19 protein-coding genes and 2 tRNA genes are annotated in these 22,133 nt (G+C 66.9%); 6 read left to right on the top strand and 15 right to left on the bottom strand.

The features are described 5' to 3' along the window. Positions 1-49: 49 nt before the first annotated feature. The 7 genes from L0U85_RS00935 to L0U85_RS00905 all read right to left on the bottom strand — a co-directional run bounded on the left by L0U85_RS00935 (position 50) and on the right by L0U85_RS00905 (position 8,575). Positions 50-3,187 carry an AbfB domain-containing protein gene (locus L0U85_RS00935; protein WP_241375730.1) on the bottom strand — a complete coding sequence of 1,046 codons (3,138 nt, stop codon included), beginning with the start codon at positions 3,185-3,187 and terminating at the stop codon, positions 50-52. 448 nt (positions 3,188-3,635) lie between these two features. Then, entirely contained in the window at positions 3,636-4,280 is a 645-nt protein-coding gene (locus tag L0U85_RS00930) for a hypothetical protein (protein ID WP_241375729.1), read from the bottom strand. Then, positions 4,277-4,525, bottom strand: a complete 249-nt coding sequence (locus tag L0U85_RS00925) for a hypothetical protein (protein WP_241375728.1) — start codon at positions 4,523-4,525, stop codon at positions 4,277-4,279. The genes L0U85_RS00930 and L0U85_RS00925 overlap by 4 nt, the downstream gene beginning before the upstream one ends. 141 nt (positions 4,526-4,666) lie before the next feature. Next, a complete protein-coding gene (locus tag L0U85_RS00920) occupies positions 4,667-5,737 on the bottom strand; it encodes a cytochrome b N-terminal domain-containing protein (RefSeq protein ID WP_241375727.1) in 1,071 nt (356 codons plus the stop codon). Beyond that, positions 5,737-6,309 (bottom strand): hypothetical protein, encoded by a 573-nt coding sequence (locus L0U85_RS00915; RefSeq protein WP_241375726.1) that lies wholly within the window; start codon positions 6,307-6,309, stop codon positions 5,737-5,739. The genes L0U85_RS00920 and L0U85_RS00915 overlap by 1 nt, the downstream gene beginning before the upstream one ends. Then, a complete protein-coding gene (locus L0U85_RS00910; protein ID WP_241375725.1) occupies positions 6,306-6,491 on the bottom strand; it encodes a hypothetical protein in 186 nt (61 codons plus the stop codon). Before L0U85_RS00910 ends, L0U85_RS00915 begins: the two co-directional genes overlap by 4 nt. 383 nt (positions 6,492-6,874) lie before the next feature. Continuing rightward, a complete protein-coding gene (locus L0U85_RS00905; protein ID WP_241375724.1) occupies positions 6,875-8,575 on the bottom strand; it encodes an ATP-binding protein in 1,701 nt (566 codons plus the stop codon). Positions 8,576-9,125: 550 nt separating this feature from the next. Here L0U85_RS00905 and L0U85_RS00900 point away from each other — a divergent pair. Both L0U85_RS00900 and L0U85_RS00895 read left to right on the top strand, forming a co-directional pair. Further along, positions 9,126-10,373, top strand: coding sequence for a DUF4143 domain-containing protein (locus tag L0U85_RS00900; RefSeq protein ID WP_241375723.1), 1,248 nt, complete (start codon positions 9,126-9,128; stop codon positions 10,371-10,373). A 517-nt stretch (positions 10,374-10,890) separates the two neighbouring features. Further along, the gene (locus L0U85_RS00895) at positions 10,891-11,559 is read left to right on the top strand and encodes a hypothetical protein (protein WP_241375722.1); all 669 of its coding nucleotides are present in this window, start codon (positions 10,891-10,893) and stop codon (positions 11,557-11,559) included. A gap of 58 nt (positions 11,560-11,617) precedes the next feature. On the opposite strand, the gene L0U85_RS00890 is transcribed toward L0U85_RS00895, so the two are convergent. Further along, on the bottom strand, positions 11,618-12,067 hold the full coding sequence (locus tag L0U85_RS00890; protein ID WP_241375721.1) for a hypothetical protein: 450 nt from the start codon (positions 12,065-12,067) through the stop codon (positions 11,618-11,620). A 101-nt stretch (positions 12,068-12,168) separates the two neighbouring features. Here L0U85_RS00890 and L0U85_RS00885 point away from each other — a divergent pair, with 101 nt between their 5' ends. Then, a complete protein-coding gene (locus tag L0U85_RS00885) occupies positions 12,169-12,537 on the top strand; it encodes a hypothetical protein (RefSeq protein WP_241375720.1) in 369 nt (122 codons plus the stop codon). Between the two features lie 186 nt (positions 12,538-12,723). On the opposite strand, the gene L0U85_RS00880 is transcribed toward L0U85_RS00885, so the two are convergent. Continuing rightward, positions 12,724-12,814: transfer RNA gene (locus tag L0U85_RS00880), tRNA-Ser, on the bottom strand. Positions 12,815-12,903: 89 nt separating this feature from the next. Then, entirely contained in the window at positions 12,904-13,695 is a 792-nt protein-coding gene (locus L0U85_RS00875) for a CPBP family intramembrane glutamic endopeptidase (protein WP_241375719.1), read from the bottom strand. Between the two features lie 272 nt (positions 13,696-13,967). Here L0U85_RS00875 and L0U85_RS00870 point away from each other — a divergent pair, with 272 nt between their 5' ends. The 3 genes from L0U85_RS00870 to mshD all read left to right on the top strand — a co-directional run bounded on the left by L0U85_RS00870 (position 13,968) and on the right by mshD (position 16,240). Beyond that, positions 13,968-14,807 carry a ferric iron reductase gene (locus tag L0U85_RS00870; protein ID WP_241375718.1) on the top strand — a complete coding sequence of 280 codons (840 nt, stop codon included), beginning with the start codon at positions 13,968-13,970 and terminating at the stop codon, positions 14,805-14,807. A gap of 34 nt (positions 14,808-14,841) precedes the next feature. Beyond that, positions 14,842-14,930, top strand: a tRNA-Ser gene (locus L0U85_RS00865). A 374-nt stretch (positions 14,931-15,304) separates the two neighbouring features. Then, a complete protein-coding gene (gene mshD, locus L0U85_RS00860) occupies positions 15,305-16,240 on the top strand; it encodes a mycothiol synthase (protein ID WP_241375717.1) in 936 nt (311 codons plus the stop codon). Position 16,241: 1 nt separating this feature from the next. Here the strand turns inward: mshD and L0U85_RS00855 are convergent, their stop codons facing one another. The 5 genes from L0U85_RS00855 to L0U85_RS00835 all read right to left on the bottom strand — a co-directional run bounded on the left by L0U85_RS00855 (position 16,242) and on the right by L0U85_RS00835 (position 22,090). Further along, complete coding sequence (locus tag L0U85_RS00855; protein ID WP_241375716.1) at positions 16,242-16,997, bottom strand: NUDIX domain-containing protein; 756 nt, start codon at positions 16,995-16,997, stop codon at positions 16,242-16,244. A gap of 50 nt (positions 16,998-17,047) precedes the next feature. Beyond that, positions 17,048-18,061, bottom strand: coding sequence for an inorganic phosphate transporter (locus L0U85_RS21005; RefSeq protein ID WP_241375715.1), 1,014 nt, complete (start codon positions 18,059-18,061; stop codon positions 17,048-17,050). A 1-nt stretch (position 18,062) separates the two neighbouring features. Beyond that, complete coding sequence (locus L0U85_RS00845; RefSeq protein WP_241375714.1) at positions 18,063-18,692, bottom strand: DUF47 family protein; 630 nt, start codon at positions 18,690-18,692, stop codon at positions 18,063-18,065. 174 nt (positions 18,693-18,866) lie between these two features. After that, positions 18,867-20,816 (bottom strand): ATP-dependent DNA helicase, encoded by a 1,950-nt coding sequence (locus L0U85_RS21000; RefSeq protein ID WP_241375713.1) that lies wholly within the window; start codon positions 20,814-20,816, stop codon positions 18,867-18,869. Then, positions 20,813-22,090 carry an AI-2E family transporter gene (locus L0U85_RS00835; protein ID WP_241375712.1) on the bottom strand — a complete coding sequence of 426 codons (1,278 nt, stop codon included), beginning with the start codon at positions 22,088-22,090 and terminating at the stop codon, positions 20,813-20,815. The genes L0U85_RS21000 and L0U85_RS00835 overlap by 4 nt, the downstream gene beginning before the upstream one ends. Positions 22,091-22,133: the final 43 nt, after the last annotated feature.

Raw genomic sequence — 22,133 nt, 5'->3', positions numbered from 1 at the left:
CGCCCGAGAGGCGGCCGCCGGCTGGGCCGGCGGCCGCCCGGACTGTTGATCAGACGCTGACGCAGAAGGTGGAGTCGGCGCGGCCGGTCTCGTCTTCTATCGGATCGAGCTGCAGCTCGAAGCCCGAGTGCCGGACGTGCTGGTCAGGGAAGTTGTACGACTGGTACGACGTACACCACTCATCGGCCAGACCCTCGACCATCCGGAACGTCGCGTCCTCGTCGAACAGCGCCGTTCCGTCGTCGGGCGCCAGCACGAGCTCGAAGAACGAGTGCCGCAGGTACTGGCCCGGGTTGTTCACCGATTCGAACGACACGTACCCGGTCGAGCCGTCGGCCAGGCCCGGCACCATCCGGAACCGCGCGTCCTCCGCCGGGCTGGGGTTCGCCTCCAGGCGGACGTTGGAGTCCGTGTGCCGCACCAGCCGGTCCGGATAGTTATGCGATCGCAGTTCGCGCCAGTCGACGTCGGCGAACAGCGGGGTGACCGCGATCCGGTCGAGGTTGGGCGCGAAGCGCGAGCGCAGCAGTACGTCGGGCCAGGTGTCCGAGGCGTAGGTCGTGCCGTCGAACTGCGGTTTCTCCTCACCGCGCACGACGATCGAGTTCGCCCCCGCCTGGAGGTCGACCGGCACGGTCAGCTCCCAGAAGTTGTTCTCGTGGAACGAGTGCGGGAAGATCGCGCGGACCGGGTCGGCGCCGTTGACCGACACGAGCGCGTACCGCGCCACCGGGTCGGGGTTGTAGTGCGTGGCGGGCGACTGCTCTTCGTTGGAGTACCGGAAGGTCAGCGCGTAGCGGCCGGCTTCGGGAACCTCGACGCCGTCGAAGGTCAGGGTGTTGCCGTTGCCGGGATCGCCGCCGATGCCCGTCACCGCGGCCCCGCCGGAGGCGAGGGACAGGTTCGTGACCTCGGCGGTTCCGGCGACGACGCCGTCCTCCGCCTCGTAGAGGGCGGAGGCGTCGGCTCCGACGGAGGGCGTGACGGCGAGACGGTCCACCTCGAGCCCCTGGGCGCCCTTCACGGTGACCTGGTTGATCCCGCCGAGCAGGAAGGCGTCGACGATGCCGCCGTGCCCGGTCGTCACGGTCTCGCCGTTGACTTCGAGCTCCACCTTCCGGTCGCCGAGCGAGGCGACGTCGAGGCGGGCGGGTGCGTCGTCCGGGGAGTAGACCCAGAAGGTCGCCTCGCCGCCGGCCGGCACGGCGGCCGCGCCCGGGCCCGAACCGTTGTGTCCGGTCGGGTAAGTGGGCTCCGCACCGCCGCTGAACTCGGCGAATTCGGCCTCGTACACGTCGTCGCCGTAGTCGGGGTGGGGCAGCGACAGGTCGATCTTGTCGAGGATGACGTCGCCGGTGATGGCGCCGGTTCCGTCGAGACTGCGGGTGGCCAGGGTGATGACGTGGTCCCCGGCGGTGAGTTCCACGGTCGTGTCGGTGTGGTCCCACACCACCCACCTGTAACCCAGGGTCAAGAAGAGCTCCTGCTCGGTGGCGGCGTCGCCGTCGACCCGCAGGAACATGTTCGTCGGGCCCTGGTCCTGCACTTCGGCGTCGGTGTTGAGGGAACTGGCGAAGACACTCAGGTCGTAGACGCCGTCCTCGGGAACGCTGACGTTGAACTCGATCGCGTTATCCGAGCCGGTGCGCATACCGCCGACGTTGTAGCCGCCGGAGGTGTAGAACTTGGACACGCTCGACGGGGAGCCCTCGGGGCCGTTGCGGTGCAGGCCATCGCCGATCCAGGTGGCGTCCTCGGCCTCGTATGTCGCCTCCCACGACGACTGCGGCACGGCGGTCTCTCCGGGGGAGACGCTCGGGGTCACGATGACCTCGTAGGCGGACTCCGCGTCGAGTTCCGGCAGTCCGCCGGAGCCGAAGGCGAGTTCGGCGGTGCCGCCTGAGACGGCCACGTCGAGCTCGGCCACCGTGTCCGGTTGGCCCGAGTCGCCGATCTGGCCGCTCCAGCCGATCTCGCGCACGACCGCGTGCACGTTCTGGCCGAATACGTCGGACGGGACGTTGTCGAACGCGAGCGTGTTCGCCCCGCTCGCGCCGCCGATCAGAGCGCGGGCCTGCCGCTTGCCGGTGTCGATGGTCGCGACGCCCTGGAGGGTGTAGCTGACGCCGGGCCGAGGCGGCGTGACCTCGACGGTCTGGCCGCCGCTCATCTGGCTGTAGGCGTGCAGCAGCCACCACTGGCCGTTGGCCCGGTTGGCCTGCACGGCCGAGTCGGACAGGTTGCCGTCGATGTTCCAATAGGCGATGTCGCCGTATACTTTGGAATCTTCGAGCGCGGAGACCCACTGGATCATCTGGCCGGGCACCGAGGTGTGGTAGCGGTAGGCGTATTCGGTGATGTTGATCGGCAGCTCGGTGCCCTCATATGCCGTGCCGGCGAAGAACTCCGCCTCCCAACCGCGGTACTTGTTGACATTGGTGCGGATCTGGGCCGGGTTCGACAGCTCGTGCCACGCCATCGTGTCCGGTACCGTCCCGGCTGCGATGGCGTGCTCCATGAAGCCGTAGACCTGGTTGTAGAGCACGGTGGTGTTCGGGCCGCCGATGCGCGCGTCGGGCAGTACCGAGCGGATGGTCCCGTGTGCCCGGTCCCAGGCGTCGAAGAAGTACTGGGGGTCGTCCAGCCAGCTGATGCCGTTGTAGCTCCACGTCCCGGTGCCGAACATGTTCCCTTCGGGCTCGTTGTACGGCATGAAGACTATGTTGTCCTGCTGTTCCGCGGGCAATGTGGCGACCTGCTCGGCCTGGACGCGGATCTTGTCCAGGTAGGTGTCGAGCTTCTCTTCGGGGGTGTCGCCGGGCCACTGGTAGGGGAACCCGCGGTGGATGTCGGTCATGTAGATGTAGACGTCGCCGTTGGAGGCCTCCACCAGCGGGCCGAGGACTTCGAGCCCGTCGGCTCCGGGGTGCTGGGGCCCGTCCTGGGCCTTGGTGGACACCGAGGTGAGATCGATGCCGTCCACCAAGTTCTCGGACGGCAGCCCCTCGTCATAGAGGCCGTACAGCGTGCCCGAGGCTCCTCCGAGGAAATCTCCGGTGGTCTGGCCGAGGTCGACCCTGATGACATCCGCTTCCTGGCCGGCGGCGGGCACCGCTGCCAAGGGGATGATCGCGAAGGCTGCGACCGCGCTGCATATTCGCGCGGCCCGCCTTGTTCGTACGTTCATTTCGCCTCACTCTCATCATTGAGAGGTCCGCCCCTCGCCCGCACTCCGGGACAGTGCATCAGAGCGAACCGGTTCGCTGCATACCGTACCGACCTTGAGCAGCGTAAGCAAGAGGCCCGTAGATCGATTCGCATTTTCTCGACGACGCACAGCTCGCCGTCCATCGGCTAGGCGAGATTGAACGAGGCAATGGGCAAGGCACACCTCGAACGGCTCGAACGCGTCCGCGGTCTCCTGTCGAGCCGCTTCGACACCGGGCAGGCGAAATAGGCGCTGTGCGGCGGAACCGGGTTCACCGAATCCATGCACTGGCCGAACGAGAGGACGTGGTCCTGATCGGACTCAACGATCGCTGCGGTCGACGGGGAAGCTCCTGAGCGAATGAGCGCCGACCGCTATGGGGACCTCTTCACCCCCAGAGGCGTCGCTAGCCGCCTCGGCCGCGAAGTCATTCATCCGTCTCGTGGCCGGTGGAGGCGATGAACCGGCCGTGCCAAGTGTGGTACCAGACGTCGCCGGTATCGGCGTGGACCGAAAGCATCCCCGCGGTCCGGCCGGACGCGTCTTCAGTGTGGATCGTGTAGTAGCCGGGGAACGCCACGACCTCGGCGGTTTGCTCGCCTGACCGGTGGTCGGCGAGCCACTCGTCGGCGATCGCCCGTGCCTGGTCCTCCCCGAGCGCTGTGCCTTCCGGCGCGTCGAAACGGTGCGGTCCGTAAGCGGTGTTCCACATCATCGCCGGCCCCCATTCGATCCGGACCGCGCCACTGCGAGGGTCGATGACGACTTCGGTGGCGCCCGATCCATCGGGCTCGGTCAGGACCGCGTAGAAACCGTCGTCGAACTCCATCACTTCACCGACACCCAAGTCCCATCGCTCGGCGAAGCCGTTCGCAGCCCGCTGGGCCCCGTCGAGGTCCTCGACGGGGCCGGCGCTGTAGCCCGGGCCTCCCATGTGCCCCGGACCCCACTGGCCGGGTCCCGCTTGACCCGACATGCGGCCCGTCGCGACCCACGCGATCGAGGCGACCAGCAGGAGGCCCGCCACCACGAGGACCACCAGCGGCAACAGGCGGCCTCCGGTGCGGGTCACGGCCGTCCGCCTTTCGCGAGGCGCTCGCTCATCCGCTGGTAGGTCTCCTCGTCGATCTCGCCGGAGGCGTAGCGCCGGTCGAGCACCTCCTTCGCCGACTCGGCACGCGCCGAAGCGTCTCGGTGGCCGCCTGGATGCGCCAGGCGCACCACCGCCCACACGATCGCCCCGATCAGGAGGATCCACAGCAGCGGCATCAGCATCATCCAGCCCCAGCCCCAGCCGCTCCAATCCCCGTCCATCATGACGACCACATCCCCTCTCACAAGAGTGCTTTCACGTTCAAATCTCCGCCGAACCGAGGGGTGCATCAAGGGACCAAGGACCCGGCCGGCAACGCCGGGTGCGCGATCGCACACGCTTCTCGAGTGACCGGTTCCGTCGTCTCACAGGTGCTGCTCCGGCTCGGTGACGAGGACCAGCAGGCTCAGCACGATGAGCAGGAGCACGACCAGACCGACCGCCGCGATGACGAACGGGCGCCGGCGCCATTCACGCTCGGGGCCGCGGTCGATGAAAGGCAGCAGCACGAGCAGGACACCGAGCCCGACGCTTGCCCAGAGGATCGCCCGCAACCCGAACCAGTTCTCCAACGTGTACAACCACCAGAACATCCACGGCGGCCTGGTGACCTCGATGCCCTCGACCGGAGTGGCGCCGATGATCGGAGGGATCAGCACGGACAGCAGTCCGAGGAACCCCAGCAGGACCAGCCCGAACGCGCCGACGCGGCGCAGATGGTGGGTGAACGGCTCGTCCAACTCGCGGGACCGGCCGGGAATCGACGGGTGGGCGGAGATCCCGTGCCGCTTGACCAGTAGTGCGTGCAGGACCAGCAGCACGATGATCAGCCCCGGTACGAGCATCAGGTGAGCGGAATAGAGCCGCACCAGGATGGGGAGGTTCGCGGCCGCCTCGGGGGTGAGCCAGAACCCCAGACCGCCGAGCAGGTAGGCGACCTCGATGTTGTGCAGGAGCGCCTCGAAGCCCTCCTGGTCCCACTTGAGCACCGTCCCGGTGAACATACCGCCGATGACCAGAGCGAACATCGTCACGCCCACCAGGAAGTTGCCCTCGCGGGGACGCTTGTACGACCCGTGCAGAACCACCCTGAGCAGGTGCAGGATGACGAGCAGCACCATCGCGTTGGCCGACCAGAAGTGCAGGGAGCGGGTGAACTCGCCCAACCAGACATCGGTCGATATTTCGCGGACCGACTGGTTCGCCGCCTCCGGCGTCGGATTGTAGAACTGCGCCAGGTACACACCGGTGACCAGCAAGATCACGAACGTGAACGCGGTGAGGCCGCCGAGGCTCCACCCGAGATTGTTGGCGTGCTCGGGCACCGGGTAGCGGAGGGCGTCGACACCGAGTCGTTCGTCGACGGCGCCGATAAGGCGCCGTCCCGGCCCTCGCCGGCGCTGGGGAACCGGTGCGGGTACGTCGCGGTCCTCCATCATTCCTCCCGGCCGGTTCGGGCTCCGCGGCGCAGCGAGCGGATCGTGTCGGCCGGTCGGAACCGCCAGGCCAGGAGAGCCCCGACGGCGACGGCGGCCGCCGAGGCGGCCAGGAGGACCCAGTCGCCGCCGTCGAGCGAACGGCTCGGCCGGAACTCCTCGAGCACGAGCGGCGGCTCCGACTCCTCGGGGGCAGGAGTCGGCTCGGCGTCCTCCTCATCAGGGGTCGGCGAGGGGTCCTCCTGCATCATGGATCCCATGCCGATCGCTCCTTCGAGCAGTTCCCTGGCCCGACCCATGTCGCCCTCATCGAGCGCTTCGGCGGCCTGCGCGACCAGGTCCATGTCCGCTCCGCCGGTGTCCTCGGCTTCGAGGGCCTCCTCAAGGCGGTGGGTGACTGACTCGTGGTCGTCGGGGGTGTTGACCATCAGCGCTATGGTCTGCTCGACGAGGTCCGCAGCCGATGCGGGCGTGTCGGACTCACCTCCGTGGGCGAAGGCCTCACCGGAGGACAGGCCGATCACGACCAGGGCAGCGAGAGTCGACAGGAAGGCACGCAGAAGTCCCGTCAAGGCCCCTCCCCCGGTCGGCGGCGAATACTTCTATGTACCCACGCTATGTCCTGCGGCGCCTTCAGGCTCGATTTTGACCGCAGCCCGCCCGTGCCGGTACCGAGAGCCTTGCCGGAGTTGCGGTCGATGAAGCTGTCGAAGCCGTCCGAGTGCTCGCTCACCGACCACTGCTGGTCGTCCACGTGTCGGCCCATCGGCCGACCGAAGCCGAGGACGTCGTTGGGGCTGGAGGCCACCGCGGAACAGGCTCGCCTCGCCGGGGCCGGTGACCTCGATCCGGCCCTGGATCACTCGCGGAGAATCTGGGCATCAGCTGCCCCGCAATGCGTCCATGGAATGATGCCGCCGGCCGCCGACCAGGGTCAATGGCAACTCGATAGGACCGCACCGCAAGCAGGGAGACGAGACCAGACGGGAACGGCTGATATCGGAAAAGGAAGAAAGCCCGTCGACGCTGAATTGACGCAGGTCAACGGGCTGTTTGGCAGAGGATGGGGGATTCGAACCCCGACCGGTTTCATCCGGAACCCGCTTAGCAGGCGAGCCCGCCACCGGTTGTGATCAGTCAGATTCCATCCAGGTAAAGATCCTCGATGCCGACGAGATGGAGGCGCGGGTTCGATGCGGCCGCCGCCTGGACTTCTTCGGTGAAACCCGCTGCGCTGAAGAGCATGAGGTGGGCCTCGGCGGTGTCGAATTTCCGTTCGTTGAGGAGCCATTGGGCTCTGTGAAGTCTGTCGAGGTGACCGGTGCTGATGACTTCGCCCCATTTCGCCTCGCCCAAGGCTAGAACCCGGCGTCGCGCTGTCGACTCGGCGGCGGTCACCGCCACGTCGATCTCGATCTGGGTGCGAGAGCCAGGGTCGTTGACGACGGCGTTTCCGACCCGATCCGCGAACTCTCCAAGGATCTCCAGGTCGTGGTCTCGAACATAGGCGCGGCAAATGCCCTCGAAGTGCGGTCCCAGAACCTGGGTCTTGAAGGTGTGCTGAACCGATTCCCAGACCTGGGCGGCCCGGCCGGACTCCAATGCCGTCCATCGAGTCCGCATGATCGCCTCATAGAACGTGATCAATGGTTCGCTGATATGGTATTGGACTCGTTTGGCGCCGAAGGTGTCCGGATAACGCTCGATGAGACCGCAATCCTCAAGCACTCGGAGCGGGTGGGCGATCTCGGCGGACTTGCGGCCGACGTAGTTCGCGATACCGCCGTTGGTGCAGTTGCCTGCGGCGATGGCGGCCAGCACTGACTGGTAGAGAGCGAGGTCCCGAATATCGGGCTCCTCGGAGAGTAGGTAGCGAGCTTCGCGGAACAGAGGCACCTGCGGATTGAGCACGGTACGGGTGACCCACGCATCGAAGTCCTGCAGTCCAGCCGGTACGTCACCGCGGTTGAACTCATACCGGTATGCAGGGGTGCCGCCGACGACCGAATGCACGAGCATTGCCAGGCGCGGGTCGCCGATGCCCCAGAACTCGGCGGCGTCGCGGTAGCCGAATGGTCTAATGATCAGCTCTAGGCCGACGCGGCCACGCAACGGGGCGGTCCCTGACAGGAGCTTCCCCATGACGGAGAGCGCAGAGCCGCAGAGGATCAGGCGTGCGCTGCTGTCGGCACCGGAACCGCCCGGTCCGAGTTCCCGTTGCAGTATCGAAGGCAAAGCGGGCGAGGCGGCGGTCAGGAACGGGAACTCATCGATCACTACAGGGCGGGGGCGGCCTTGAACACTGGCGAACATGTGGCGAACCGCCTCGTCCCAGGTGTGGACATCGGCTTGGGGAACGTGGCCGGTCTGCTGGGAGATGCCTCGCGTGAACTGGCGGATCGACTCAGCTTCAGTGGCCTCGGTCGCGCCGAAGTACACGCCCTGGGCCGCCTCGGCGAGGGCCCGGAGCAGGTAACTCTTGCCTTGACGGCGACGACCCGAAACGACGCCAAGCGTCGCTCCTCCCGCCGCGGACCCCGTTGCCGGGAGAAAGGTCGTGAGCCCGGCCCATTCCTGGTGCCGATCGAACACGGACGCCGGCTTCTCCATGACAGCTCCCCTCTCACTAAACCACAGTTTAGTAATCTGTAGTTTAGTGGAGACTGGGCCAGTGTGGTCGAGCGACCCGCCGACCGGTGTTTCCACCGCCTGCCTGACCAGCTCGGTCGGTTTACGGAATAAATCGATTCGCGGCCCAGAGTTCTTCGGCCCCAGGAAAGAACGACCGTTTCCGAAGTCGAGATAGGGTGCCTGGCAATGCAACGGCACAGGTTCCACCCACATTGGCGGAAAACCGGCTGTCAACCGCTGGACGGAGCTGGAGATGCAAAGTTCGACAAGCAGCGTTTTGGCAGGTCAGAGTCCTCGAATGTCGAATACTCGTACATATCGACGGAAGTTCGATCCGACCACGGGGACACTGTCCTTTGTCTCAGTGTTCCCGCAGGTCATCGGCATCTATTCGTGAGGTTGTGGCGGAGGATGGGGGATTCGAACCCCCGATCGGTTTCATCCGGAACCCGCTTAGGGAGGCGGGTTGCGGGTTCTTCACTCGAACATCCGACCACCTGCGAAAACTCGGCGGCCACAGATGGTCGAACAGGCTCGACGAGGGACTTGCGGGCATCGGCCATTGGTGGTGTCGGCGGCCTGGAGGCCGCCGCAGACCTCGCTCACCCACCTGACCGGGAGACCCTGATCTAGCCGCCCAGCATCGCTCGTGGAACCACCCGTTGCCGTCAGAGGCCAGTGACGCTTGCGTAATATGGGAGTCGACACGCGGGTAATATGACCAGAGAGTAGCGCGTAATCTGGGTATCATTGTCGCATGCAGCCCGAATACCAGCCAAGACTCATCGACGACCTGCTCAGCCAGCGACTGCGACATCACGGCGCCATACTGCTGGTCGGCCCGCGTGCTAGCGGCAAGACCACCACAGCCGCCAGATTCTCGAAAACGGTCATCCGCCTCGACGAGCAACGCCAAGCCGCCGTGGCCGAAGCGGATCCGGACGCACTGTTGCGCGGCTTGCCCGAACCAGTTCTGATCGACGAATGGCAGCTCGCACCACAGGTCCTCGGAGCAGTCAAGCGCGCAGTGGACACCGATCCGCGCCCCGGCCGATTCATCGTAACCGGCTCGGTCCGCGGCGATCTCGACGCCGAAACCTGGCCCGGAACCGGCCGCCTACTGCGGATTCCGATGTACGGAATGACAGTCGCCGAGATCCAGGGCAAGCTGCCTGCCGTACCTCTGCTCGACCGGCTCGCGCGCCAAGGCGTCGAAGGGTTCGCCACTCCAGGCAACGGCGAAAGATTGGACCTGCGCAACTACGCCGAACTCGCTGCGACTGGCGGCTTCCCGCTGCCAGTGCTCCGCCTGCCGGCCTCCGAACACGGCCCATGGCTCCAGAGCTATATCGATCAGCTCCTCACTCGCGATGCCGCCAGCGTGGGAGAACAGCGCGATCCGCACCTGCTTCGCCGCTATTTCGAGGCGTTCTGCCTCAACACCGCCGGAGTCGTCGACCAGACGGCGATCGCTGAGGCCGCAGGTGTCAATCGCAAGTCGGGCGATGCCTACGAGGGCCTCCTGCGCAACCTCCTGGTAGTCGATACGGTGCCGGCATGGTGGACCAACCGGCTCAAGCGCCTGGCACGGGCACCGAAACGCTACATCGTCGACCCCTCCCTCGCGCTCGCCGCACTCCGTGTCGATTCCGACGGCCTGCTCACCGATGGCGACCTCCTGGGAAGGATCATCGACACCCTCGCCATGGCACAGCTGCGCTCCCAGCTCTCCTCCTGCGAGAGCACCCCGCGCCTGTTCCATCTGCGCCACGACGCCGGCAGACACGAGGTCGACCTCATCGCCGAATACGGCGGCGGCCGAATCTTCGCCTTCGAGATCAAGGCCAACAGCGCGCCGACCCGCCGAGACGCCAAGCACCTCATATGGCTTCGCGACGAATACGGCGATCGTTTCATCGGAGGTGCGGTCCTGCACACCGGACCGCAGGTCTTCACCCTGGACGAGAAGATCGCGGCGGCTCCACTCGCGACACTCTGGTCCTGAGCCCCGCCATTCGTCGCTTAACGGGTGGACAGTTCACCGCAGGGTGCGGCGATGCGGCCGCCGGTCGAACGGCAACCCAGTGCTCGGGCGCGTTCGATCATCGCCTGCGCCAGGCCGAGTTTGGTGATCGTCCCGGCCGCGACGCAGCGTGCCCGCGGAGGTGTCGACCAGGCAGGAGTCTCATCGCGATCCTCCCTTCGAACGGATCGGCTCCGGCGCGTCCAGGAGCTGGAGGGTCCCGTCGTCGAGCTCCTCGTAGACGATGAGGTCCAGGTCGGACCCCCGTTCGCGGCTGCCTCAGACCGTTCGAAGTTGTTGTCTCACAGAGTTATTCACGAATAGTCCGATTCCGCTAACCTGATTTCATGAGCCCCTCGGACTGGATCGCAATCGCCTCAGTCGTATCAGCGACCGTTCTTACCCTTCCTGGGGCGGTTCTGGCATGGAAAGCGTTGCGGCGTAAGGATAAAGAACGTCGACAAGGGGAAATCCAGCCGAGCTTGAAGGAGCCGTCGCCGTGCTTTTGGCGGATACCGTCTTCGACACCGCCGACGATCCCGAGGACGACCTGGCCGCCGACCCCGGATCGGCCCAGAACGACGACACGGCCGACCCGGCACCGGCGGTCGACGAGGAATGCGTCGACTACGAGGAATACGGCGTCTTCGACGCAACCACGGTCATCATGGCAGCCGAGATGACCGCCGATGAGGCCGTCGATGATCTTGCGCCACCGGGCCCGTTCGGCATCGGACAACCCCAGCAAGTCCACGATCCGCTCCTCGCGCAACCGCTCGATGAGCGCAGCGGCGTCACGCTGCCGCTCACCGGCTGCTGCCGGCCGCTTCAACGCAGGCGGCCCATACCGGGGACTCGCCCTGGACGCGGCATCATCGGCACAGTCGGCACGCTGTCGTGGCGTCCTATCCGCTGCTGTGGTTGGGAGCATGGCCTCGGGGTGAACGCCGTGCTCGAGGTAATAGTGCCCGGCCTCGGTGATCTGGGCCTGCCATCGGCCACTGCGCCTGCTGACCGAGACCAACCCGCGCGACTGCAGCGCCCTGGCGGTGTTCCGAAGCCCCACCGAAGCATCACCGCTGAGGTCATCGCCACCACCGACGAGACCGAGAACCTTGAGCTGATGTTCGTTCAACGGACGAGTGCGCTCCACCTACGATCCTCCTAGCAGCAGTTGCGATCAGCAACGGCCAACGGAGGGCCACCAGATCGAATGCGGCCATCCCTCAGCGAGCACGATGATCATCCGGCTCGTCGCCACGGTCCACCCCACCGCTGCCCGGCATCAAGCCGGAACGCTCCCGCCAGTCGCGGTCTCTGACCGACTGGACCGGCCCCACCCGGTCATCGCCCGGCTCCGGGACGACAGTGAGCGGATGACCATGCCGGGCGACGTACGCCACCGCGGTCTCTGCATTCTGCAGGGCCTCGCCCAGGCCGCAGTCGAACGCGGATGGGAGGTCGGCGACCAGTCCAGTCACGGAGTCGCCATCCAATCGGAGACGCAGCAGGTTCGCCTCACACGTGAAGGCGTGGTCCGGGTCGCGATCGACGATTGCATTTATGCGGTCACGATCGACCAGAAGTCTCCGCGGACGAATGATCAGGTTAAGGCCGGACATCTCAAGATCACGCTCCCCCAGTCGCATACCGACCTGCAGCGGAAACAGGTGCAAGGGCCGCCCATCAGGAAACCCGGGAAGCAAGCGCCACCCGCAATCGAGCACAGGCAGTTCAGGCCTTCCTAGGAAGCGAACTCGACCGCCAAGCCCGGGCGTTGGAGCGGTGGCGCCTGCTCACCGCCTATTGCGACCAGCTCGAAGCGCACATCGAAGCAGCGGATCCTCAAGCAGCCCAAACCGAATCTGCTCGCGCATGGCTCGCCTGGGCCCGCGCCCATACTGCCTCCGTCAACCCGTTCAAGGAGCTGCCGGGCATGCCCGACGTGCCGGATGACCTCACCCGCTTCGAAGGAGCAAAAGATTCCCGTGACCCGATTCCTGATGTTTCTGCTGGCAGAACGCCCACATATCCAAGTGGTCTCAAACTATGGGATACAGGTCGGAGATTTCATCATAACGTGAAGGATGCCGAACAACGGTCGCCTTCGCTGCAAAACTTTGGCGGGTATTTGGCGGAAACCTGACTGGCGACCACTGGACGGCGCTGTACACAACTGGCGACGAAGAGTCAGACAAGCAGTGTTTCAGCAGGTCAGAGGACTCGAACGTCGGCGTTTCGTATACAGTCGCGGATGTTCGAAGACGACTGCGGGAACACTGTCCCTTGTGACAGTGTCCCCGCAGGTCATGTACGTCGCTACACGCAAAAGTGGCGGAGGATATGGGATTTGAACCCATGATCGGGTATCACCCGAAACCCGCTTAGCAGGCGGGCGCACTAGGCCACTATGCGAATCCTCCGGGACATGCCGATACCTGTCGGTCTTGGCACGTACCGAGAAACGAGCATACCGGCACCGGTCGAGGTCGGCGAGGCGGGCTCCGGTCCGTCAGAGCCAGCCCACATGGGGCGCGACCAGGAGGTAGCCGACGAAGGCGGCGATGTCGAGGATCGTGTGGGCCACCACCAGGGGACCGGTGCGTTTCCAGCGCAGGAAGGCGAGGGCGAAGACCGCGCCCATCACCGCGTTGCCCACGAAGCCGCCGATGCCCTGGTAGAGGTGGTACGTGCCTCGGAGCAGCGAGTGCGACACCACGATCGCGACCGGGCTCCAGGCCAGTTGGCGCAGACGCGTCACCAGATACCCCACGCCGATGACCTCCTCGACGAGGGCGTTCTTCACGGCGGCGAGGACGAGGATCGGGACCGCCCACCACACATCGTTGAGGCTCGCGGCCGCGATCGTCGCGTTCAGGCCCAGTGCCTTGGCAGTGAGGTAGAGGGCGATTCCGGGGATGCCGATCGCGGCGGCGAGCGCCGCACCGCCGGCGAGGTCGAAGGCCGGGCGCGTCCGGTCGAGTCCGATGAGGCGGAACGGAGCACCCCGGTCGAGGCTGAGCAGGTGCAGCGCGAGCGCCACTGGGGCCATCGCGACGGCGAGGCGCACGAGCTGCATCGTCAGGTCGAGCCAGGGGCGCTCAGGCTCGGCGAGCGAGCCGTTCATGGACTCGGTCGCCTCCGCGAGGCCGCCCGGCTGCGTCAGCGTCCCCATGATGTCGACGACCGCCCAGACCGCCGAGGCGCCCAGCGACAGCGCGAGCACGATGATGATCTCGCGGCGCAGGACTCGCGGAGTGAAGACGGGCCGCGAGGTCGCTTCGGTCTCGGTGCGAGTGGTCATGGGAGTCAGAGTGCCAGATTCTTCGGAGAACTCCCAGTTCGGTCGCACAGCGCGTGCGACGGTCGGCACCGTTTCGAGCGCAGAATCGAATCGGAGAGGCGAGGTGCTGTGAAACTCATCCCACTCGGCGACGCTCACCGCTGCAGCACCTCGCTTTTCTGTCTCCCGCTCTCGATTCGCCTGTCGGCTCCGTGACATTCGGCGGTTCGAGTCAGGTAAGGTTAGCCCAGCCTTACTTGAGAGGGGTCGCAGATGGATGCCGAGGTCGTGACGTGCTGAGCGCCGCCGTCGATCTCCAGCGCCCCGGCCTGCGGGGACTCGTCCCGCGACACCCTTTCTTGCCGGACCTGGCCGCGCCGTTGCGCACCGCCGCCGACCACGTCGAACGCCTCCACGGACCGCGACCGCTCATGGGTCTGCGCCCCTGGCTCGACGGCGGCACCGTGGACGGCGTCGAGTTCTCCGGCGCCGAGCTGTCCGACGGCAGCCGTGTCACCGAACTCCTGGCCGGCTCCGCGCGCCTTTGGGGCGGTTCACCGCACGCCTCGGCCGCGCTCGCGTGGAAGACCTACTGCTACTGGGTGGTCCTCCCTGCGGTCCTCGGCTACATCGCCGCCCGGCGCGTGCCGTTGCTGGAGGCCGAAAACTTCGTGTTCACCGTCGCCGAGGGCGAGCCGATGTTCTCAGGAAGGCAGCTCCGCCCGAGGTTCCTGGTGCTGGACCACGACGCGACGGCCACGGCACCCGGCGTCGAGGTCGCCGCCGACGAGGCGGTCCTGCTGGAGCGCATGCGCGAGTCGCTGTTCGATCGGCACCTCGACCCGGTCCTGGAGTCGATCCGGCGCGAGGTCCGCATCGGGCGCCGCACCCTGCTCGGCTCTCTGGCCTCGGGGATCGCCTACGCCACCGCAACCTGCTCCAGCGCCGGCCGCGAGCCGGCCGAAGTCGTAGCGAAGAATCTCCTTGAGGCCTTCGACGTCGCCGACCTGGTCGACATCGCCACCGACGCCGACGGCCGCCTGGTCTACCAGCGCCACACCTGCTGCCTGGCCTTCACCATCGACGGGTGCGGCACCTGCGCCACCTGCTGCGTGCAGACCGAGCACCGCTGACCGTTTGGTAGATTTGCGGTTGCCCTGAGGGCCTGGAGGGGTCGCATAGTGGACTAGTGCAGCGGTCTTGAAAACCGCCGTAGGCGTCAAAACCTACCGTGGGTTCGAATCCCACCCTCTCCGCAATTCCAGCGAAAACAGCTCTTGGCCAGGGGAAACCTTGACCAAGGGCTGTTTTTGGACTGTCTCGGGAAATCCGGTTGAGTCCGACCGGGGAGGGCCGATTCCGGCTCGCCGGTCAGAATTCCTTGCTGTCTTCGCCCTGTTCGTCGGGGTCGTCGGAGGGCGTCATTTCGAGGATGCGCTTCATAGGCTTCGCGCTGCCGTCGATGCACTTCGAGTAGATCCGCGGCAGCGTCTCGATGCTGTGCCCGGCCCACTGGCGACCTGTGCTGGATCACCGCCGCCACAACAGGCGGTGAGGAGAAGTCTCCGGAAAAGATAGAGGGACTCAGCACCCCGGCACGGTGCTGAGTCCCGGCACCTAGAGTAGCTGAATGCCGCAACACTCTTCACTCTCGGGTCGGGATGTTCACAAGATCGTTACCCTTGCGCTCCGGTGCGTCGAGGTCGACGACATCGAGCCGTTCAACGAGCAGACGACGCTCGCGCTCCACCGTCCCCCGTCTCCAGAGTTCAGACATTTCATTGCGCCCCATGATGAAACGATCATCGGCTATGCCGGTGTGGAGATCGTCGGGGAGGCCGCAGGAGTGGAGTTGGCGGTCGATCCGGACCATCGCAGGCGTGGTGTGGGGCGCGCGTTGCTGCGGGAGGTCGTCGCTTCACTTGAGGCGGAAATCACTTCACTGAAGGTCTGGGCACACGGCGATCTGCCCGCTGCGACCGCTTTGGCCACTTCGGAGGGTTTTATCCGCGACCGAGTGCTCTTCAAACTCAGTCGCGATTTGGAGGGCTTCGAATGGCCCTCGTCGTGGCCCTCGAGCACGGCCGGGAACTGGCCGCGGGGCACCGGCCCGGCGGTGAGCCTGCCCGCAGGGGTGTCGTTGCGGGACTTCGAGGTCGGTGAGGATGAGGACGAGTGGCTGCGGGTCAACGCCGCCGCGTTCGCGCACCACCCCGAACAGGGGCGCTGGACGATCGAGGATCTGCGGGCCCGCCAGGAGGAGACCTGGTTCGACCCCGAGGGGCTCCTCGTCGCCGAGGACGCCGACGGGCTGCTCGGCTTCCACTGGACGAAGATCGAGGGCGGCGTCGGCGAGATCTACGTCCTCGGCGTCGACCCGCGCGCCCAAGGCACCGGGCTCGGCAAGACCCTGACGCTCGCGGGCCTGGCGCATCTGGCGACTCACGGGATCCATCAGGTCGAGCTGTACACCGACGAGTCGAACGCCCGCGCCGTCGAGCTGTACCGCTCGCAGGGCTTCGGGATCGCCCGGTCCGACGTCCAGTGGGCGAAACGGCTCGGTTAGCTCAGAGGTGCGAGAGGGACGCCTCCGGGTAGCCCTCTTCACCGGGCAGCACGAGGCGCGGGTGGTCCCATCCGGTGCCCAGCCGCGGCAGGATCGGCGACATGTCGCGCTGCTCGGCTGCGGCGAAGACCTCGCCGACGGTCGAGTAGCGGCTCAGTTCCGCCAAGGTGGTGGCCTCCGGCATCGACATCTGGCCGCCGTACTGGCAGACGGCCTGCTCAGGGCCGATCCACGTCATGTATTCCGGTTCGCGCGCGCGGATGCGCGGCTGGAAGCCCTCGGCGAGGGTGGCGACATAGATCCAGGCGTCGAAGCGCACCGGCTCGTACTCGGGGGTGACCCACCTCGACCAGGCACGCTGGAGCGCCACCATCGCGCCGGTCTCCTCCTCGACCTCGCGGACGCCGGTCATCGCCACGTCGGGGTCGTCGGGTTTGAACCGCCCGCCCGGGAAGCCGTAGCGGCTGCCGCGCCGATGCCGTTCGCCTGCGGAGCCGTAGTCCGCCTCGGCGTCGGCCCAGCGTTCACGCACCGTCTCGAGCGGCGCGTGCTCGCCTTCGGCGACCGCGCCGAACGGCTCCTTGGCGGTATGCCGCAGCAGGAAGACGCGCAGCGGCGCCTCTCTCAGGAGGACGACCGCGGCGGCGCGCTCGGGCTCGGCCGGCGCGCCCTGCTCTTGGAGACGGGCCCGGGCCCGGGCCGCGGCATCGCGGTCGACCGCCCTGAAGTCCCACTTCCCGTAGCGCTGGATGGACATAGCCCCACGCTAGCTGAAGCGTGGGGCCGGGCCTAGAGCATTCTGCGAATCTAGAAGATCCAGCTGACGGGGAAGTACATGAGCGCGCCCACGATCCCTGCTGTGGGGAAGGTGAGGATCCACGCCATGACGATGGTGCGCGCGACGCCCCATCTGACGGCCCGCTTGCCGCCGGTCGAGCCGACGCCCATGATCGAGGAGGTGATGATGTGCGTGGTCGAGATCGGCGCACCGATGAGGGTGTTGCCGAACAGCACCGCGGAGGCCACGGTCTCGGCGGCGAAGCCCTGCGGCGGGTGCAGGTCGATGATGCGGCGCCCGAGGGTCTTGATGATGCGCCATCCGCCGGCGTAGGTGCCGAGCGCGAGCGCGACCGCCGAGACGATGTACACCCACTCGGGGATCTCGGTGCTGGAGTCCTGGTATCCGCCGACGTACAGGGCGAGCACGATGATGCCCATGGTCTTGGCCGCGTCCTGCATGCCGTGTCCGATGGCCATCGCGGCGGCCGACACGGACTGGGCGTGGCGGAAACCGCGGTTGAGCTTGTCGGGCCGGCCCTTGCGGAAGACCCAGTAGACGGCGAGCATCACCAGGAAGCCGAATCCGAAGCCGACGAGGGGCGAGACGATGGTCGGGATCGCGACCTTCTCGAGGAAGCCCATCCAGATGACCTGGGCGCCGCCTACGAACCAGCTGGCGGCGAGCGTCGCGCCGGCGACGCCGCCGAGCAGCGAGTGCGAGGCGGAGATCGGCCAGCCGAACCACCAGGCGACGTAGTTCCAGCCGATGGAGCCGAGCACGCCGGCGATGACGATGACCAGGCCGGTCATCGAGACGGGGAGGTCCACGAGGCCGTCGGCGACGGTCTTGGCGACGGCGGCGCCGAGGTGGGCGCCGACGAAGTTGCCGACCGCGGCCATCGCCAGGGCGGTCCGGGGTTTGAGCGCCCGGGTGGAGATGGAGGTGGCGATGGCGTTCGCCGAGTCGTGGAAGCCGTTGGTGTAGGCGAAGAGAAGGGCCGCGGCGATAGCCACGACCACTGCTATGAGATTGGCGTCCACGTCAGGATTCCTTGACGTACACGGCTTCGATCACGTTGCTGACGTGCTCGAAGGAGTCGCAGGCGGCTTCGAGCTCGTCGGCGACCTCTTTGAGCTTCATGACGGTCAGGGTCTCGTACTCGCCGGAGTAGAGCCGAACCAGCAGCATGCGGTAGGCGCGGTCGCCGTCGTTCTCGAGGCGGTTGCACTCGACCCAGAACTCCTTCATCGAGGAGTTGAGGCCCTTGAGCTTGGGCATGTACTCGGCGAGCAGGTCGGCCTGGGAGTCGAGGACCGTGATCTGCTCGATCATCTCGCGGGGGATGGCCGGGAGTTCGGACAGCCCGTAGAGGTAGACGAGGTTGGCGGCGGCCTCGACGTGGTCGAGGACGTCGTCGAGCTTGCCGGCCAGCTCGTGCATGTCGTTGCGGTCCATCGGCGTGACGAACGTGGAGTTGATCTTGTTGAACAGCCGGTGGGTGAGCTGGTCGTTGTCGTGCTCGACGTCGACGAGGCGTTCGGAGATGGATTGGAAGTCGGGCTTGTCGTCACCCAGCTCGGAGAGGATCGTGACGCCGCGCTTGATGTTCCCTGCGGCTTCGGTGAAGAAGGCGTAGAACGCGCCTTCTTGAGGTTTCAGAGAGAAGCGCACTGGGCACCTCGGTCTTTCAGTCGTCGGGCTGTCCTCACTGTACCGATTCAGTCACAGGAGGGCTGGAAATCGTCCAGCCGAAGGTAACACCCTGGTGAACAGAACCCAATAGGTCGAATGAAGCTGTGTGCAGGTACACGTAACCGCTCTAAGCTGCGGTTACACTTCAATTCACTATGAATTCACCTTTTGTTCACCTTGCTTTTCCGCGAGACGTCCGAGCGCGCCCATGACGGAGTCGGACTTCGTCGTGTACCACATCGGCGGCAGCGAGTCCCTCAAGAAGCGGCCGTAGGAGCGGCTGGTCTCCAGCCGCGAGTCGAGGATCGCGACGACACCGCGGTCGGTGGTGCGCCGGATGAGCCGCCCGGCCCCCTGGGCGAGCCGGATGGCCGCGGACGGCACCGAGACCTCGGCGAATCCCGAGCGCCCGGCTTTGTCGGCGGCCTCCGCACGGGCGGCGGTCAGGGGCTCGGTCGGGCGCGGGAACGGGATCCGGTCGACCACGACCAGGCGGCAGGTCATGCCGGGCACGTCGACGCCCTGCCACAGGCTCATGACGCCGAGCAGGCACGTCGACTCCTCCTCCTTGAAGCGCTTGACGAGGCTCCCGAGCGTCTCCTCGCCCTGGAGGAGGATGTCGAAGTCGACGTGGGCGCGCAGCAGCTCGGCGGCGGCCTCGGCGGCGCGCTTGGAGGAGAACAGGCCCAGGGCTGCGCCCCGGCTGGCCTCGACCAGGCGCAGCAGCTCCTTGCCGGTCTCCTCGGACAGCCCCGAGGCGGTCGGCCTCGGCAGCCCGGAGGCGACGTAGAGGATGCCCTGCTTGCGGTAGTCGAACGGGGAGCCGACGTCGAGCGAGGTCCAGTCCTCGCCGTCGTCGGGCAGGCCCAGGCCGCGGGCGACGGTGTCGAACTTCCCGCCGAGCGTGAGCGTCGCCGACGTGGCGACGACGGTTCGATCCTCGTACAGCCGCTCCGAGAGCATGCCGCCGACCGACAGCGGCGCGGCCACCAGCTGCGGGCCGTTCGGCTCGGCCCAGATCACGTCGTCGGCCGAGGGCGCGGCGCAGCGCCCGGCGGTCGTCTGCGTCTCGGTGAGCCCGGCCTTGAGCTGCTGCGTGCTCAGATGCTTCTTCGTCTCGGCGTCGAGGGTGCCCAGGACGGTCGTGGCCTTGACGCAGGCGCTGTTGATGAGGTGGAGCGACTCCGTCAGCGGCGCGGGCAGCTCGTCGGGGAACCGCCGCTCGCCGGCCATGTTCAGCGCGTTCTCGAGCGACTCGGCGGCCTCGCGCAGCTGGTCGGCCACGTCGGCGTCGATCAGGCGCCGGCCGCGCTGGGCCAGCCAGCGCAGACGCGCGGGGCTCAGCTCGGCGCGGGCCGCGGAGGTGACCCGGTCGACCAGTTCGTGCGCCTCGTCGACGATGAGCACGGTGTGCTCGGGCAGAACCGTGCGGCCGTGCATCATGTCGATCGACAGAAGCGCGTGGTTGGTGACGACGATGTCCGCCTCGCGTGCGCGCGAGCGGGCCAGCTCGGCGAAGCAGTCCGAGCCCTGCGGGCAGTTGTTCGCGCCGACGCATTCGGTCGCCGAGGTCGATCCCTGGCGCCAGGCGCGGTCGCTCACGCCCGGTTCGAGGTCGTCGCGGTCGCCGGTGTCGGTGTCGTTGGCCCAGTCGAACAGCCGCTGCACCTGCTTGGCGAACGACTTCTGCTGCCCGGCCCACTTGAGTTCCTCAGTGCCTTCGAGGGCTCCGTCGTCCTCTTCGTCGTCGCCGGCGATCTTGTGCTTGCACACGTAGTTGTGGCGGCCCTTGAACAGCGCGAACGTGGGCTTGCGGCCGAGGATCGGGGCGACGGCCTCGACCAGGCGCGGCAGGTCGACGGCGACGAGCTGGTGCTGGAGCGCGAGCGTCGCGGTGGAGACCACGACCGTCTCGCCGGCCGCGAGCGCGGCGCACAGGTACGCGAGGGACTTCCCGGTGCCGGTGCCGGCCTGGACGAGCAGGTGGCGGCCCGACGAGATGGACTCGGCGACCGCTTCGGCCATGGTTCGCTGGCCTTCGCGCGAACTGCCGCCGGGGGTGGCGGCTACGGCCGCGTCGAGAACTTCAAGGGCTGTGCTCACCGTCGTTCCACCGACTCCTCGCCGGCGTCGATCGAGTCCTCGCCGCTGTCGGACTCCTGGGCCTCGATCTCGCGCTGCCTGGCCCTGAAGCGGTTGAGCGCGCGGACCGTGCCGTTGACGATGGCCAGCAGCGGGACGGCTATGAGGGCGCCGACGATCCCGAAGGTGAAGCCGCCGCCGGTGACGGCCAGGACGATCGCGAGCGGGTGGAGCTTCACCGCGCGGCTCATCAGGACCGGTTGCAGGAGGTTCGACTCGATCTGCTGGACGACCAGCACGATGCCGAGCACCAGCAGGGCGTTCACCAGGCCGTTGTCGGTCCCGACGAGGGCGACGACGACGGCGACGGCGCCGGAGACCGTGGCGCCGACGATCGGGACGAACGCGCCGAGGAACACCAGCGTCGCCAGCGGCAGTGCGAGCGGGATGTCGAGCAGCCACAGGCCCAGGCCGATGAAGATCGCGTCGACCGCGGCGACGATCACCATGGTGCGCATGTACTGCACGAGCGTCGACCAGCCGGCGCCGCCGGCGTAGCGCAGCGGCTCGCGCGCGGCCCGCGGCATCATGCCGGTCAGGAAGTGCCAGATCTTGTGGCCGTCGCGCATGAAGAAGTAGGTGCTGAACAGCACCAGGAACAGACCGGTGAAGAAGTAGCCGAGGCCCGAGGCGGTCGAGCCGGCGATGTCCAGGCCGCTCTGGACGAGCGTGTCCTGGTTCTCACGGAACCAGTCACCGATGTTGGTCTGCATGTTGGCGAGGATCTCGGCCATGTCCTCGCCGTCGAGTCCGTACGGGCCGCTCTCCAGCCACTCTTGGGCTTGGCTCAGGCCCACGGTGATCTGTTCGTAGAAGTCGGGAATGCCCCTGATGAACTGGTCCACCACGAATGTCAACACGGCGCTGACGACGGCGAGTCCGGCCACGAGTACGAGGATCGAGGCCAGCGACCTGTTCCAGCCGTGGCGGATCAGCCAGCCCGCCATGGGCTGGAGCATCGCCGCCAGCAGGAACGAGACCGCGATGGGGATGACCACTACGGCGACGTGGCTGAGCAGCCACAGCACCGCCGCGACGGCTATCGCGATGACGAGCATGCGCCAGGACCAGGCAGCGCCGACTGCGAGGCCGGTGGGGACGTATCGGGGTTCGTCGGCCTCACCGTTGGTCTCGGCGATCTCGGGGGGCAGGTCGCCTGCGGACGGCATGGGGATGTCGGGCTCGTCCTCGTCGCGGCCGTCCCCCGCGCGTTCGGCGTGCGGTTTGAGGCGCATGCCGATCCACATTCGTCGCGCTCGTTCGGTGGTTCGGCGGAAG

Source organism: Glycomyces sp. L485 (assembly GCF_022548875.1).
In the GTDB taxonomy this organism is placed as follows: domain Bacteria; phylum Actinomycetota; class Actinomycetes; order Mycobacteriales; family Micromonosporaceae; genus Glycomyces.
The sequence above is the reverse complement of the archived record's forward strand: the minus strand, read 5'-3'. Positions and strand labels throughout refer to the sequence as shown.